The following is a 15,340-nucleotide window of genomic DNA, read 5'->3' as shown; positions in this document are numbered from 1 at the left end:
GCTTCCATAGACCGTAGATAACGGTCTTTTTTTGTTGCACACTTAGGAGACGGAGCCGTAGTGAAGACAAATAAAGGAGAGGAGACAGGAGGATTGAAGATTATTCGACGGCATTCGACAGACACTTTTCTTCAATTTCTCCTAATCTAATAAACTCCTAATATTTGACTGAAACTTTCTGAAAGAATCCCGGTTATAGTATAAGTATCAAGCAAGGAGGGTGACAGGAATGAAAGTTATGCAGCTTCTCCACAAAGGTAAAGTTTACAACGGATGCGTTTCTTACGCAGGATCGGATTTGATGGAAGTCTCCTTCGAGGAGCCTTCGACGATTAGCGGCGGAGATTCGGTGATCTGTTTCAATTTTCAAGAGCGCGTGCAGATGCGTGTGCTGCAGGTATCCCGGAGCAAGCTGGTCCTGGTTCCGGCCGATTCGGAAGTGTTCAAGATCCAAGCCCAGCGCGATACCAACTACGATATGTACCGGGATGAAGATGTATCCTTCTCCAGCTATAAACTGAACACCTACGGCACGCTCAACGACGATTTCAAAACGACGGCGGTTCGTTACTGCTCGCTAAGCCGCTTGGGATTCGGTTTCGAGGTCAACGATTTTTCGGTTAAAATGAACCATGTGTACGACACCATGATCATCTGCGACGACGAGGCGATTCACCCGAAAATCATCGTTCGATACGCACATATTCAAGAGCGTACGATTCGTTACGGCGCGGAGATTCACGCGATTTCGCCGTCCGACTTGAATAAGCTGAGATACTATATCATCACCCAGCAGTTTCGTGAAAATTAAGGGGGTCCTGTGATGACCGAGTGCGATCCGGCGTTTCGCTTGCAGCGAGACGGCCGGTTTTTTTGTTGCCGCATCAAGCGGTGCGCATTGCTTTCATGAACAGCCCCAAAAAAACGTCCGGGAAAAATCAAAAATCCGCACGTTTTATGGCTGTAACCGCAGCATGGCCCCAAAGCCGGCCGCACTAATTATTCGCTCGTTGTCGCATGGCCTTCGACCCAGACGCGCCCGATTTGCAGCTGCGGCGATACCAGCAGCAAATCGGCCAGCTTGCCTTCGGAGATCGTCCCGGTTTGCTCCAGACAGCCGATCGCTTTTGCCGGATTGTGGCTGGCCAGCCTGCTCGCTTCCTCGACGCTCAGGCCGACCTGCTCGACCATGAAGCGCAGCGCCTGGATCATGGTCAGCGTGCTGCCGGCCAGGGTGTTGCCTGCTTTCAACCGGGCGACGCCGTCTTCCACGATGACCGGAAGGCCGCCGAGGTCGTATTCGCCGCTGCCGAGACCAGCGGCCGACATCGCATCCGTAATGAGCAGCAGGTTGTCCTTCCGTTTCGCCAGCGTCAACAGTTTAATGGCGGCCGGGTGGACATGATGCCCGTCTGCGATCACTTCGGCGTTGATGACCTCTTCGGTCAGTACGGCGCCGACAACGCCGGGATTGCGATGGTGGAGTCCGGTCATGGCGTTAAACGTATGAACGGCGTGGCGCAGACCGTAACGCGTCGCTTCCACCATTTGATCATAGGTTGCATCGGTGTGTCCTGCGGAGGCCACGATGCCTTGATCCGTCAAGCGCCGAATAAGCGGAAGCGCGTTCTCGCGCTCCGGGGCCAGCGTCATCATCCGGATCAGACCCGGGAATTCCTCCGTCCAGGCATCGAGCCAGTCGGCTTGCGGATCGACGATGAAGCTCGGGTTTTGCGCGCCGGGCCATTTGGGGCTGATGAACGGTCCTTCCAGATGAACGCCGCCCAATCGTGCATAAGGGGAACCGGCCTTCCTGTAGGCGTCTGCGGCTCGCAGCACGGCTTCGATCGCTTCGCGCGATTGGGTAACGGTCGTGGCGAGAAGCGTCGTTGTGCCTTGGCTGTTATGAAACTTCGTAATGCCGTCGATCGCTTCTTTCGTCGCCTCCATGAAATCGTACCCGTACCCACCATGCACATGAACGTCGATAAAGCCGGGCAGCAGCCAGCTGCCTGCCGCATCGACGCGCTGCAGGGCTGTGTTCGCCTGCCGTTCATCCAAGCCGTCCATCGGCCCGGCGGCGGCGATCCGTCCTTCGCCGTTAATCGCCACGTATCCGTCGCGGATCGTCTCGTTCTCCTTGACGACCTGGGCGTTAACGATAAGCGTACTCCAATTTGCGCTTTTCATGATAATAAGCTCCCCGCTTCCGCATCCAACAGAACGGCCACATTCGGATGAGTTTGCAGCAGCGAAGCCGGACATTCCGTCGTAATCGGACCTTGCAGGGCTTGTTTGACGATTTCCGCCTTATCTTTGCCGTGAACAACGAGCAGAATCATTTTCGCTTTCAAAATGGTGCCAACCCCCATCGTAATTGCCTTCGTCGGCACTTGCTCCGGGGTGTCGAAGAAGCGGGCGTTGGCCGCACGCGTCTGCTCGCGCAGCTCGACCACATGCGTGCCGCGAATAAGTGCGCCGTCCGGCTCGTTGAAGCCGATGTGCCCGTTGTGCCCGAGCCCGAGCAATTGCAGGTCGATCTGTCCGACCTGCTCCAGAAGCGTTTCGTACCGGAGGCATTCGGCCTCGAGGTCGGCGGCCATTCCGTTCGGGATATGGCACCGTTCGGGGGCGATATCCACGTGCGCGAGCAGCTGCTCCTGCATGAATGCGTAGTAGCTTGCCGCATGGTTCCGGTCGAGACCGACATATTCGTCGAGGTTGAACGAAGACGCCTTGCCGAAGCTGACGGTGCCTTGCTTGCAGGCACTCACAAGCTTCTTATAGATGCCCACGGGTGTACCGCCTGTCGCAAGTCCCAGCTTGGCGCGCGGATTCGTTTGCAGCAGGCTGACGATGATACCGGAGCCGGCTTCGTTTAACGCTTCCTGGGTTTCGAACTTTATGATATTCATAAGCTCATCTCCCTTTTTCTTTCCGGTATTTTTTCACTTGCTGGAACGATTGTTCAAGCTGGGGCACATAGTCGTCGAAGTCTTCGCTGACGAGCGCCGTGAATAAAATATCGACCACATGCAGCTGCGCGATGCGCGACGCCATATCGCCGCGGCGCATGCCCTCCTCTAAGGAGGAGGCGAATAGCCGGATATCGGCGGCTTGCGAAATCCGGTTGGAGCCGAACTTCGTCAGCGAGAGGGTGACGGCGCCGCGTTCTTTGGCGCATAACAGCGCATCGTACGTCTCCACGGTATCGCCGGAATACGAGATGGCGACCGCTACGTCGCCTTCCTCCAAGCTGGAGGCGGACGTTATTTGCATGTGGGAGTCCGGCCAGTAGTGCGCCATGATCCCTATGCGGACAAGCTTCTGCTGAAAATCGAGCGCGACGATGCCGGAGGTGGCCACACCGTACAGATCGATTCGTTTCGCCGCCCGGAGCGCGCCGACCGCTTGCTGCACCGCCTGAAGATCGAGCTGGCGCGTCGTATCCGAGATGGAGCGGATATGGTTCATCTCGATCGCCTGAACGATGCTGTGCAGCGAATTGCCCGCCACGATATCTTGGTACGTCGAATGGGTGGGCGTTACCGCGAGCTCTGCGCCCAGCTTCATGCGAAAGTCGCTGAGCCCTTTGAACATCAGATTGCGGCAAAAGCGCGAAACCGTTGCCGTGCTCGTTCCCGAACGGTCGGCAAGCTCGGTTATGCTGGATTGGACCGCCTCATGCGGGTGCTCCAGCACGTATTGCGCAAGCTCCTGCTCCTTGCGGTTCATCTGCCCCTGACTTTCGCGTATCGCTTGTAAAATGCCGGACATAGGATCACCCTGTATTCATATATTAAAAAATTTTACTTAAAACGTCATATATTTAAGAAAATATTTTTCATATTCATACTTATCATATCCCAAACAGGATCGCTTTACAACAGCTTCTTCCATTGACTTTACCGATTTCCGCGGCATCCTCTCCTATGAAGGCGGGGCCGCCTTTGGAGGAGAGATAATTAAAAAGGCCGCTGCCATTCCGCGAGGAAAGCAGCGACCTTATGCATGGTTACAAAGGATACAATAGCGGATGGCTAATCACAAGAATCGGCTGCTAGAGTTCCGCTGTTTTCGCAGGGAGCGAGAGGCCCGCCGGTCGCGAGCCCAGGCTTTACTAGGTCTGCCAGGTCCGTAAGCTCGACACTTTCAGTCAGGTAAACAGCTTTTTCAGGTTCTCGCCATACGGTGCGCGAACGACGCCTTTTTCCGTAATAATCGCGGTCACGTACTCGTTCGGCGTCACGTCGAACGCGGGGTTGTACACTTTGACGCCGACCGGAGCGGTTCGTTTGCCGAAGCCTTGCGTAATTTCGTCTTCGTGCCGTTCCTCGATCGGAATGTCTGCGCCGCTCGGCGTGTTCAGATCAATGGTCGACATCGGGCAGGCGACATAGAACGGGATACCGTGCGCTTTGGCGAGCACCGCAACGCTGTATGTGCCGATCTTGTTGGCCACATCGCCGTTCGCGGCGACGCGGTCTGTGCCTACGATAACGGCCTGCACCCAGCCTTTAGCCATCACGGCGCCGGCCATGTTGTCGCAGATCAGCGTCACGTCGACGCCGGCCTGCTGCAGCTCGAACGCCGTTAAACGTGCGCCCTGCAGTACCGGACGCGTTTCGTCGGCGAACACCTTCAGCGCGATGCCTTTCTCCTTGGCAAGGTACATCGGCGCCAGCGCCGTGCCGTACCGCGCCGTGGCGAGGCCTCCTGCGTTGCAGTGCGTGAGGACGCCCATACCGTCCTCGAACAACTCAAGCGCGTGCTCGCCGATCAGGCGGCACGTTTCCTCATCCTCGGCCTGGATCGCAGCGGCCTCGTCCAGAAGCGCGCGCTTGGCCGCCTCCGTCTCCACGCCCTCGCCGGATGCGCCTAACAGCGCTTCCGCCCGCGCCCGCATCCGGTCCAGCGCCCAGAACAAATTGACTGCCGTCGGACGGCTCGTCGCCAAATAATCGCATTGGCGGCCGACTTCCGCCAGTAACGCTTCGCGGCTGCCGTCGAACGACCGGACGCCCAGGTATACCCCGAATGCGGCCGCGATGCCGATGGCAGGCGCGCCCCGTACGGCGAGCTGCTTAATCGCATCCCATACTTGCTTCGCCGTCGTCAGCTCCAAATATACGATCTCATCGGGCAGCAGCCTTTGATCGAGCAGATCGAGCCGGTCCTCCAGCGAGTTCCAGCGAACCGATTGCAGCCAATCGGCCGCAGGTGTTTGTTGTGTCGTCATCGTCCATTCTCTCCTTACCGGGTGATCGCTCACCTTACGCGCGTACTTTGGTATGCAAACGGGTATGCAAACTTCCCGCTTAGACGGGCGCCCAAGTGCTGCACCTATCCCCGCAACACTTGGGCGATCCGTCGCTGCTTTTTACTTATGCCCAAGCATCCGCAAACGGATCTTGCGCTTTGTGACGTACCGAACCGCTTGGGCTCATGGCCCGGCAGGCCCTTATAACTCCGCTTTTATTAATGGACGGCCTTATCCGCGATTTCGATCAACTGCTCGATCGAATCCGCCTGCCGGTTAAACTTGATCAGCGAAGTTCCGATCGCCAGTGCGATGCGCTGGGCGCGTTCTTTCGCAGCTTCGTCCTCCAGCTTATTGATGTCGGCCACCTGGGCCAGACCGTGCACGCGGCGCACCATCTTGCTGCCGGTAAACCCGAACGTATCGCGGAGCACTTCCTTCATGTACCAATCCTGATAGCCGGCCGTCTTCGACACGCGGTCGACGCCATGCTCGTTCCAAAGCGAACGGAATTCCGCTTCGAACTTGGTCCAGATGTCGCGAATGGTTTGCGTCAAGTAAGCGCGGTACGATTTACGGGAGTCGGCGTCTGCGCTCCAGCCTTCCTGAGAGGCGAAGTTGAGCAGCAGGTTGGCGAGAACGGCGCCGATATCGAAGCCCATAGGTCCGTAATAGGCGAATTCCGGGTCGATCACTTTCGTCGAGTCCGCTTTAATGAAGATGCTGCCGGTATGTAAATCGCCGTGCAGCAGCGATTGCGCATGGGTTAAAAATTTCCCGCGCAATATAGCAACCTCCAAGTGTAAGGCCTGATCCTTCCAAACGGCTTCGACCGCGTCGCGGATCGCCGGGGGCACGTTATTATTCGGCGAATCGGTATACGGATCGTCGAAAATCAAATCTTCCGTAATTTTGCAAAGCTCCGGGTTGATGAACCGCTTCACCTGTTCTTTCTTCTGCTGCTGGTTCATCCCGAGATCGGACGTGTAAAATAGCGTCTGCGCCAGGAAAGTCGCGATATGTCCGGCGAAAAGCGGATACCGATTGCCGTCCATCAAGCCTTTGCGCATAATGACGTGGTCGCTCAAATCCTGCATGACGGTCAGCGCCAAATCCGGCTCATACGCATATACGTGCGGAACCAGGTCCGGGCACAGCTTGCCCTGAATGATAAGCGCTTCGCTCTCGATCCGGGCGCGGTCGAGGGTCAGCGGCCAAGATTCGCCTACGACCTTTGCATAAGGCAGCGCCTGCTTGAGAATAATGCTTTTACCGGAAGCAGGTTCAGAAATATGAAACACTAAATTTAAGTTGCCGTCGCCGATTTCCCGGCAGACCAACTCGCTGTTCTTGGAGAACAAGTCAGGTATGGAGCGGGCGTATTCAATGGCTTGGGCTTCGGAAAGTGCATGATAACCGGGCATGAGATGAATTCCTCCTTTTACACTAGAAAAACTTTTCATTGTATCAGTCATTGTATCAGTATAAAGCAATTTGATGTCGGTTGGAATAGCGGAAAACGGGGCGAGGCCAAGCAGGTCCGGCGTTTTAACAAAAAATTCACACCGCGGTAATCCTCCCGTAACGCTTGTTTATCAAACTGATACTTACAAAAGTTCATTTCTGGCTCTTATTCCGGAGGTCGATGGATGTGATTAAGATGCTGCAAAGAGCGCTGCTTGCGTTAGCTTCGCTCGCGGTCCTGACGGCCCTGGGGTTTGCCGCGGCTCTGCGCGACGATCCGTCGATGGATTCCGGCGCCAATCCTATGAAAGCGAACCTGCAGCAGCTGGAGCGTATAACGAATAAGTAGCGGATGTATGTATGGAATCAAACCCGTAATAAACAGGCAGGAAAGGGAGGGCGAACGCCTTCCCTTTTCCGCTTGGCGGCGTTCGGGCCGCGCATCGTCCTAGAAGGACGATCTGTTGCGATGCTCCACCAAATCGATCGCGCCAAGCACAACGTGAGCGAGACCGAAGCCGAAGACTGCAGCGGCAGCCATCGGATACTTGTTGCGAAGAGCGGCGCCGGACGCCGTGACAGCCGTGCCTAATACTGCTGGAATAAGACCTTCGCGCATGGTCCTTCACCCTCCTTGCATCTCGTAATGATGTAGCCCTATTAGCATCAATTAATGAGATCGATTTTATGCCGGTTCGGAATTGCATTGTTTTGGTTAAAAAACTATAATATCAGAATGGTTAACTGACAGGTGAGGGGGGGAAGCGACCTTGAGCGAAGTCATCGGATTGAAGGAATGGGCTGTAGCCGTAGAAGCGTTGGAACAAGGAAAGCAAATCCTGATCATGCGCAAGGGAGGCATTCGTGAAGAGACGAGGGACTTCGAAGTAGAGAGCGACAGTTTCTATCTTTATCCGACCTACGAGCACCAGCGGCAGGAGCTGGTGAAGCCGCCGTACGCGCCGCGCGTCGAAGCGTTAGCTTCGGCCTGGAACCGGGAACAGTCCGAGCTGACGGTCCGTTGTTATGCCGAGCTGGCCGAGGACATCCTTATCGACTCGCAAGAACAGCTGGACAAGCTGAGATCGTTTCATATCTGGACAGACAGGTTCGCGGAAGAACGGCTGAAGTGGAAGCGGACGAAGCCGCTGCATGTCATGCTGCTGCGGGTACATACGTTGGACGAGCCGGTTCGGGTGCCGATTTTACCCGAATATAACGGATGCAAGTCGTGGATCGGGCTGCCTGCCGAGCGGCTGCATGCGGCGGCGCGTACGCCCGTATTAAGCGATGAGGCGTTCGCCAAACGGGTCGACGAAGTGAAAACGGCGTTAAACGGCTAAAAACAAAGAATTTACGCCAAAAATCGCGCGTCTAGGTATTTATTGATTCCAAATGGTAAGATTTAATAGTATATTATGATTGAGAATCATTGAGAATCAGTTTAGAATGATTCTAAAGAGAAAACAATTCCAAAAAATACAGGGAAGCACGGAGGCAACTACACATGGCAAATTCTCCTCATTTTCAAATAGAGGGCTTGAAAGCGGCAATTGAAGGCAAAGAAATTTTGAAGGGCCTCAGCCTTGAAATTAAAGGCGGCGAAGTTCACGCCATTATGGGTCCGAACGGTACGGGTAAAAGTACGCTGGCATCCACGCTGATGGGTCATCCGAAATACGAGGTGACCGCAGGCTCGGTCGTGCTTGACGGCGAAGACGTGCTGGAAATGGCGACCGACGAAAGAGCGCGCGCGGGCTTGTTCCTGGCGATGCAGTATCCGAGCGAAATTACCGGTGTCACGAACGCCGACTTCCTGCGCAGCGCGATCAACGCACGCCGTGAGGAAGGCAGCGAAATTTCGCTGATTAAATTTATCCGTCTGATGGAAGGCAAGATGAAGGAACTGGAAATGAACCCTGAGTTCATGCACCGCTACCTGAACGAAGGCTTCTCCGGCGGGGAGAAAAAGCGCAATGAAATTTTGCAAATGCTGATGCTCGACCCGAGAATCGTCATTCTTGACGAGATCGACTCCGGCCTTGACATCGACGCCCTGCGCATCGTAGCAAACGGTGTAAACGCTATGCGTTCCGAAGATCGCGGCTTCTTGATCATCACGCACTACCAACGTCTCTTGAACTACATTAAACCGGACTTTGTCCACGTGATGATGCAAGGCCGCATCGTGAAATCCGGGGGTCCTGAGCTCGCAGAACGTCTTGAGAACGAAGGCTATGACTGGGTGAAGGAAGAGCTCGGCATCGTCGACGAAACCGTCGGGGGTACTGAAGAAGAGTTCAAAATCCCGATGAATACGACGGCTCCGAAATACCAATAAGCGACCCGGGAGGGACAGGAGGAAATTAACTGATGAGCACACAAACTCTTCCGATCGACCGCGTAAGCTTGGTGGAGCAGTCCAAAGCACGGAAAGAACCCGAATGGATGACGTCTTTGCGTGAACAGGCGCTTGAACTCGCAGGAACGCTCGATTGGCCCGTATTGGAAAAAACAAGAATCGACCGTTGGAATTTGACTTCCTTCGGCACTTATAAAAAGCCGGATGCGTTGGCAACGCTTGAGGCGCTTCCGGAATCCGCCAAGTCTCTGCTGTCCGTCGGCGGCGAAGGCACGCAGGACAACCTGATTATACAGCGCAATTCCGGCGTCGTTTACAGCCGTCTGTCGGACACGCTTAAGCAGCAGGGCGTTATTTTCTCCAGTCTGGAGGAAGCGCTGGAGACGCACGGCGATCTGGTGAAATCGCATTTTATGAGCGTAGTCGGCAAGGAGGAGAACCGTTTGACGGCGTTGCATGCGGCGCTTTGGAGCGGCGGCGTATTCCTGTACGTGCCGAAGAACGTTGCAGTCGACGTTCCGGTGCAGGCTTTGTTCCTGACCGACGACGGCGAAGCGAGCTTCTCGCCGCACGTGCTGATCGTTGCCGAGCAGCATGCTTCCGTTACTTACGTGGACAACTTCGTATCCGAAGGCAGCCTGAACGGTCTTGTGCAGAACGGCGTTGTGGAAATTGTCGCGAAGCCGGGCGCGAAAGTAACCTTTGCTTCGGTTCATAACTTGAACGAGTCCGTCACGGATCTGACTTACCGCCGCGCGCTGCTGGAGAACGATGCGCAAATCGAATGGATCGTCGGGGAGATGCATTACGGCAATGCAATGTCCGATACGACGTCGATTCTGAAAGGAAACGGCTCGAACTCGGACGCCAAAGTAATCTGTGTCGGCACGAACGATCAGAAGCTGAACGTGACGACACGCGCCGTTCATTTCGGCAAAAGCTCCGACAGTAACATGATTACCCGTGCGGTCATGCGCGACGAAGCGACGGCGATCATCAACGGCATCACGAAGATCGAACACGGCGCGACCAAAGCGAACGGCGAGCAAACGGAGAAAGTGCTGATGCTCAGCCCTAAATCCCGCGGCGACGCGAATCCGATCCTGCTGATCGACGAAGATGATGTAACGGCAGGCCATGCGGCATCCGTCGGACAAGTAAATCCGGAGCAAGTGTACTACCTGATGTCCCGCGGTATTTCACGCGAAGAAGCGCAGCGCCTTATCATCTACGGATTTTTGGATCCGGTCGTTACCGAAATTCCGCTGGAGCAAATCCGCTCGCAGCTGCAACAACTCGTCGAAAGGAAGTTGGGACAATGAACACGGAGATCCGGAGTCAGTTTCCCATCTTGAACCAAGAAATTAACGGCCATCCGCTCGTGTATCTGGATTCTGCGGCGACGTCGCAGAAGCCGGTATCCGTCATCGAAGCCGTGAAAAAATATTACGAGTGGGACAACGCCAACGTGCATCGCGGCGTACACACCCTCGGTTCAAGAGCAACGGACGCCTATGAGGGCGCTCGCGAGAAGGTCCGGCGTTTCTTGAACGCCCGTTCTGCGGAAGAAATCATCTTCACGCGGGGTACAACGACGGCGATCAATCTGGCGGCATCGAGCTATGCGAAAGCGGTATGCGGACCGGGAGACGAAATTGTCATTACCCCGATGGAGCATCACAGCAATCTCATCCCGTGGCAGCAGGTCGCGAAAGCGACCGGCGCCTCGCTGAAATATATGCCGCTGCAGCAGGACGGCACCATTCATTTGGCGGATGTGGAGAAGACGATTACCGAGAAAACGAAGTTCGTCTCGATTACGTACGTCTCCAACGTGCTCGGTGTAGTGAATCCGGTGAAGGAAGTTGCCGCGATCGCCCACCGTCATGGCGCCAAAATTCTCGTCGACGGTGCCCAAAGTACGCCGCACAAGAAGGTCGACGTGCAGGATCTGGATTGCGATTTCTACGCCTTCTCCTCGCATAAGATGTGCGGACCGACAGGCTTCGGAGCCTTGTACGGCAAGAAGGAACTGCTCCAGGAGATGGAGCCGGTCGAATTCGGCGGCGAAATGATCGATCATGTCGGGTTGTTCGACTCGACGTGGAAGGAGCTGCCGTGGAAGTTCGAAGGCGGTACGCCGATTATTGCCGGCGCCGTCGGACTCGCGGCCGCGATCGATTTCCTCGAAAGCATCGGTCTCGATGAAATTGAACGGCACGAGAAACATTTGACCGCTTATGCAATGGAGCGTATGCTGGAAGTAGACGGATTGACCGTCTACGGTCCGCAAACGAACCGTGTCGGTCTCATTACGTTCAATCTCGACGACGTGCATCCGCACGATGTGGCTACGGTGCTTGACGCCGACGGCATTGCCGTTCGCGCCGGCCACCACTGCTGCCAGCCTCTGATGCGCTGGTTGAACGTGACGGCAACGGCTCGCGCCAGCTTTTACTTATACAACAACGAAGCGGATATTGACCGTTTGATCGCTTCCCTCATCAAAACAAAGGAGTACTTCGGTCATGCAATTGGATGATTTATACCGCCGCGTCATCATGGATCATTATAAAAACCCGCGTAACCGCGGCAGCTTCGAAGGCGAGTCGGTCAGCATCGATCTGAACAACCCGACGTGCGGCGACAAAATTCAGCTGCAAATGCAAATCGAAGAAGGTAAGGTCAAAGCCGCAAAATTTCTAGGCGACGGCTGCTCGATCAGCTTGTCTTCCGCCTCGATGATGACGGATGCCGTGAAGGGCAAGACACTGGAAGAAGCGCTGCAGATGGCTGACAATTTTTCCGGTATGATGAAGGGCGAGCCTGTCGAATTCGAGTACGAGGATCTTGAGGCTTTGTCAGGCGTTAACAAATTCCCCGCACGGATCAAGTGCGCCACGCTCGCGTGGAACGCGCTGCGCAAAGGAATTGAACAAGCGAAGCATTGATCGGAAGCGTATATCGCAAACTAAGATCATTAAAGGAGGCTCGAAAGCCATGGCAAAAAAAATGCCTGAAATGGAAGAGTACAAATATGGGTTTCGCGACGAGCACAAAGCGGTCTTCCAGAGCGGTAAAGGGCTGACGCGCGAAATCGTCACCGAGATTTCCCGCATGAAGAACGAGCCGGAATGGATGCTCGAATTTCGTCTGAAATCGCTCGATCAGTTCCTGAAAATGCCGATGCCGAAATGGGGCGGCAATATGGAAGACCTCGATTTCAACGACATTCAATACTATGTAAAACCTTCCGAGAAGCAAGGGAAAACATGGGAAGAAGTGCCGACCGAGATCAAGGAAACGTTCGACAAGCTTGGTATCCCGGAAGCGGAGCAAAAATTCCTTGCCGGCGTATCCGCCCAATACGAATCCGAGGTCGTTTATCACAGCATGCAGAAAGACCTGGAAGATCAAGGCGTACTGTTTATGGATACCGACACGGCTTTGAGAGAGCATCCGGAAATTTTCAGAAAGTTCTTCGGCACCATCATCCCGCCGAGCGACAATAAATTCGCAGCGCTGAACAGCGCCGTTTGGTCCGGGGGCAGCTTCATCTATGTACCGAAGGGCGTGAAGGTGGAAATTCCGCTTCAAGCGTATTTCCGCATCAACTCCGAGAACATGGGCCAATTCGAGCGGACGCTCATCATTGCCGATGAAGGCAGCTTCGTGCACTATGTAGAAGGCTGTACGGCTCCGGTATACAGCACGAACTCGCTGCACAGCGCCGTGGTGGAGATCATCTGCCTGAAAGATTCCCGCGTTCGTTACACAACGATCCAAAACTGGGCGCCGAACATCTACAACCTCGTGACGAAGCGCGCCGTTGCGGAAGAAAATGCGACGATGGAATGGGTCGACGGCAACATCGGCTCCAAGCTGACGATGAAATACCCGGCTGTCGTTCTTAAAGGCCGCGGAGCTAAAGGCATGGTGCTTTCCATCGCTGTTGCCGGTAAAGGCCAGCACCAGGATGCAGGCGCGAAAATGACGCATCTGGCGCCGGATACGACGTCCACAATCGTTTCCAAGTCGATCAGTAAACACGGCGGTAAAGTAACCTACCGCGGTTTGGCATCGTTCGGCCGCAACTCGCAAGGGTCCAAGGCGAATATCAAATGCGATACGCTGATCATGGATAATCAATCGACGTCCGACACCATTCCGTACAACGAAATTATGAACGACAACATTACGCTCGAGCACGAAGCGACGGTATCCAAAGTGTCCGAGGATCAATTGTTCTACTTGATGAGCCGCGGCTTAACCGAAGCCGAAGCGACTCAAATGATCGTTATGGGCTTCATCGAACCGTTCACGAAGGAACTGCCGATGGAATACGCGGTCGAGATGAACCGGCTTATTAAATTCGAAATGGAAGGCTCGATCGGTTAAGGCAAGGAGCGAACCGATTCGTTCTTCAAGACACGCAAGCTGCGAATATGCAGCGCTGCGTGTCTTTTTTATTTCCAACGTCTTGCCGTGCATAGCTCCGCCGCTCCTGCCTCATGCTATGAACAGATTGGATTCCATGACAGACAAGGGGCAGGTAGGATGAAGAATGGCGGCACTCGTTCCATGATAATGAAGGTATTGATAGTAGCGCTCCTAAGCGTTACGGCCGGGTGCGGCCAACTGTCCAAGGAGCAGCAGCAAACCCGGCAGCAGAGCTTGGCGAATCGGGAACAGCAGAATGCGGACCGCTCGATCAGCGAGCAATATAACGGAAAGACGATGAATGTCGGAGACGGCAGCACGATTCACATGACGGGCTCGGAAGAAATACTGACGATTCCGTTGAAGACCGTTGACGGTGTGAGCTATGTGATCGGCTCGGAGCTTGCGAGTGCTATCGGGTTCCATCACAAGTGGAACGAAAGCAGCAACACCTTCATGATCGGCGACAACGACGCCGCTTATGAGCTGCAGGCGGGCAGTACGACCGCTCAGCGCGGGGATTCCAAGGTCCAGCTGCCGCAACCGCCCATTTTGCGTAATTCACAATTCCATATTCCGGTTTCCGCGCTCGGCAACCTGTTGGCGGACGACGTTCGCTTTGAGGTTCAGGGCCAATCGATGATCGTACGGGCTACGGGAGAGACCGTGCCGGAAAGTATGGATGGGCCTGACGAGGCGAATACGGGTGCTGAGCTAGATTTTGCCGACGATCCGAATGATCCGTACAAGGGGACGGGGGCGAAAGCGACGCTGGGTCAGGTGGAAGATGGGGACACTCTCTCGGCGGAACGTATGGAACCCGAAGCGGTTGCCGTGTTGAAGAACATCAACATGGATACGCTGATCGCTCAGGCGAAACGTTATCTTGGCGTAAAATACGAGTTCGGCGCTGAACCTTACCCGAAATCCGGGAAGTTCGACTGCTCCTCGTTCACGCAATATGTATTCGGTAAATCCGGTATCCAATTGAAGCGGACCGCTCGTGATCAAGGCAATCAAGGTGAACCCGTCAGCCGTAAAAACTTGCGCAAGGGCGACTTGATGTTTTTTTATGTGCCGGGCCGGTTCAAAAGCAATAAAACGATCGGGCATGTGTCGATCTATATGGGCGACCAGCAGATGATTCATGCGTCGCCCAGTCAGAATAACGGCGTGCAAATTACGAATATCAACAAAGCTTACTGGAAAAAAACGTTTTTGAAGGCAAAGCGCGTGGCCCTATAGCTGCAAATTGAAAAAAGTGCCGACGTCCCAGCCGACGCGGCACTTTCCTTTGTATGAAATGAACATAAGGGCTTTACATCCCGATATAACGGCTGTAGAGGCTTTTGGCCGCGACGGGATCGTCCGTCCCCTGCACGATCAGCCTGCCGTCCGGAAACAGAACGAGCGTCATGCCGGTTTCGAGATGGAGCTTAAGCAGAAACGGATTACGCTCTACCCGGCCGACCGGCGCAAGCCGGCGTTCCCAATCCGCAAGCGCGAGCTTCAAAGGGCGGCTCGGCTGAATTTGCACCGAGTTGCGGCCGCACAACGATTGGATCGTATCCTCCTGCACGTCCGCCTCCAAATATTCAAAGCGGCGCTCGCCGCAGCACGGGCAATCCGCTCTCCTCGCTTTACTGACGTCCACGCCGGCGAATTGGTTGAACCATACATCCCAGTGAACCATCTTCCGGTTGCGCTCGGCCTCCGCGCCAACGAGCAGCTTAAGCGCTTCTGTTGCTTGATGCGAAGCGACGGCATGGATGAGCGGGCCGATAACGCCGGCCGTATCGCATGTCTCGGTCGTG

At 54.9% G+C, this 15,340-nt stretch carries 16 protein-coding genes; 9 read left to right on the top strand and 7 right to left on the bottom strand.

Annotated features, from left to right (window positions below):
- Window positions 1-229 precede the first annotated feature (229 nt).
- Window positions 230-811: a hypothetical protein gene (locus JMF85_RS24545; protein WP_201319064.1), complete on the top strand. Its 582-nt coding sequence runs from the start codon at window positions 230-232 to the stop codon at window positions 809-811.
- Between the two features lie 188 nt (window positions 812-999).
- Here JMF85_RS24545 and nagA read toward each other — a convergent pair whose 3' ends face one another.
- From nagA to mtnK, 5 genes are all read right to left on the bottom strand, one after another.
- The gene (gene nagA / locus JMF85_RS24540; protein ID WP_201319063.1) at window positions 1,000-2,190 is read right to left on the bottom strand and encodes an N-acetylglucosamine-6-phosphate deacetylase; all 1,191 of its coding nucleotides are present in this window, start codon (window positions 2,188-2,190) and stop codon (window positions 1,000-1,002) included.
- Window positions 2,187-2,915 (bottom strand): glucosamine-6-phosphate deaminase, encoded by a 729-nt coding sequence (gene nagB, locus JMF85_RS24535; RefSeq protein WP_127609064.1) that lies wholly within the window; start codon window positions 2,913-2,915, stop codon window positions 2,187-2,189. Before nagB ends, nagA begins: the two co-directional genes overlap by 4 nt.
- 4 nt (window positions 2,916-2,919) lie before the next feature.
- Window positions 2,920-3,777 carry a MurR/RpiR family transcriptional regulator gene (locus JMF85_RS24530; protein WP_127609065.1) on the bottom strand — a complete coding sequence of 286 codons (858 nt, stop codon included), beginning with the start codon at window positions 3,775-3,777 and terminating at the stop codon, window positions 2,920-2,922.
- 379 nt (window positions 3,778-4,156) lie between these two features.
- Complete coding sequence (gene mtnA, locus JMF85_RS24525) at window positions 4,157-5,239, bottom strand: S-methyl-5-thioribose-1-phosphate isomerase (protein ID WP_127609066.1); 1,083 nt, start codon at window positions 5,237-5,239, stop codon at window positions 4,157-4,159.
- Between the two features lie 239 nt (window positions 5,240-5,478).
- Window positions 5,479-6,684 (bottom strand): S-methyl-5-thioribose kinase, encoded by a 1,206-nt coding sequence (gene mtnK, locus JMF85_RS24520; RefSeq protein ID WP_155615509.1) that lies wholly within the window; start codon window positions 6,682-6,684, stop codon window positions 5,479-5,481.
- Between the two features lie 227 nt (window positions 6,685-6,911).
- Between mtnK and JMF85_RS24515 the strand changes: the two genes are divergently transcribed.
- Entirely contained in the window at window positions 6,912-7,073 is a 162-nt protein-coding gene (locus JMF85_RS24515; protein ID WP_164751915.1) for a hypothetical protein, read from the top strand.
- 99 nt (window positions 7,074-7,172) lie between these two features.
- Here the strand turns inward: JMF85_RS24515 and JMF85_RS24510 are convergent, their stop codons facing one another.
- Window positions 7,173-7,343 carry a hypothetical protein gene (locus JMF85_RS24510; RefSeq protein ID WP_054797849.1) on the bottom strand — a complete coding sequence of 57 codons (171 nt, stop codon included), beginning with the start codon at window positions 7,341-7,343 and terminating at the stop codon, window positions 7,173-7,175.
- A gap of 151 nt (window positions 7,344-7,494) precedes the next feature.
- Between JMF85_RS24510 and JMF85_RS24505 the strand changes: the two genes are divergently transcribed.
- From JMF85_RS24505 to JMF85_RS24475, 7 genes are all read left to right on the top strand, one after another.
- On the top strand, window positions 7,495-8,067 hold the full coding sequence (locus JMF85_RS24505) for a DUF1802 family protein (RefSeq protein WP_054797850.1): 573 nt from the start codon (window positions 7,495-7,497) through the stop codon (window positions 8,065-8,067).
- Between the two features lie 164 nt (window positions 8,068-8,231).
- Window positions 8,232-9,065: a Fe-S cluster assembly ATPase SufC gene (gene sufC, locus JMF85_RS24500; protein ID WP_054800154.1), complete on the top strand. Its 834-nt coding sequence runs from the start codon at window positions 8,232-8,234 to the stop codon at window positions 9,063-9,065.
- A gap of 32 nt (window positions 9,066-9,097) precedes the next feature.
- Window positions 9,098-10,408 carry a Fe-S cluster assembly protein SufD gene (sufD, locus tag JMF85_RS24495; RefSeq protein WP_155615506.1) on the top strand — a complete coding sequence of 437 codons (1,311 nt, stop codon included), beginning with the start codon at window positions 9,098-9,100 and terminating at the stop codon, window positions 10,406-10,408.
- A complete protein-coding gene (locus JMF85_RS24490; protein WP_127609069.1) occupies window positions 10,405-11,628 on the top strand; it encodes a cysteine desulfurase in 1,224 nt (407 codons plus the stop codon). The genes sufD and JMF85_RS24490 overlap by 4 nt, the downstream gene beginning before the upstream one ends.
- A complete protein-coding gene (gene sufU / locus JMF85_RS24485) occupies window positions 11,615-12,037 on the top strand; it encodes a Fe-S cluster assembly sulfur transfer protein SufU (protein ID WP_054797851.1) in 423 nt (140 codons plus the stop codon). Before JMF85_RS24490 ends, sufU begins: the two co-directional genes overlap by 14 nt.
- 49 nt (window positions 12,038-12,086) lie before the next feature.
- Window positions 12,087-13,484, top strand: coding sequence for a Fe-S cluster assembly protein SufB (sufB, locus tag JMF85_RS24480; protein ID WP_127609070.1), 1,398 nt, complete (start codon window positions 12,087-12,089; stop codon window positions 13,482-13,484).
- A gap of 183 nt (window positions 13,485-13,667) precedes the next feature.
- The gene (locus JMF85_RS24475; protein ID WP_141336375.1) at window positions 13,668-14,771 is read left to right on the top strand and encodes a C40 family peptidase; all 1,104 of its coding nucleotides are present in this window, start codon (window positions 13,668-13,670) and stop codon (window positions 14,769-14,771) included.
- 73 nt (window positions 14,772-14,844) lie between these two features.
- Here JMF85_RS24475 and JMF85_RS24470 read toward each other — a convergent pair.
- Window positions 14,845-15,340, bottom strand: a 496-nt coding sequence (locus JMF85_RS24470) for a ThiF family adenylyltransferase (RefSeq protein ID WP_397376010.1), incomplete at its 5' end; no start/stop codon positions are given.

It is taken from the genome of Paenibacillus sp. EPM92, assembly GCF_016586185.1.
GTDB classification, from domain to species: domain Bacteria; phylum Bacillota; class Bacilli; order Paenibacillales; family NBRC-103111; genus Paenibacillus_G; species Paenibacillus_G validus.
This window is presented reverse-complemented; position numbering and strand designations above follow the sequence as displayed.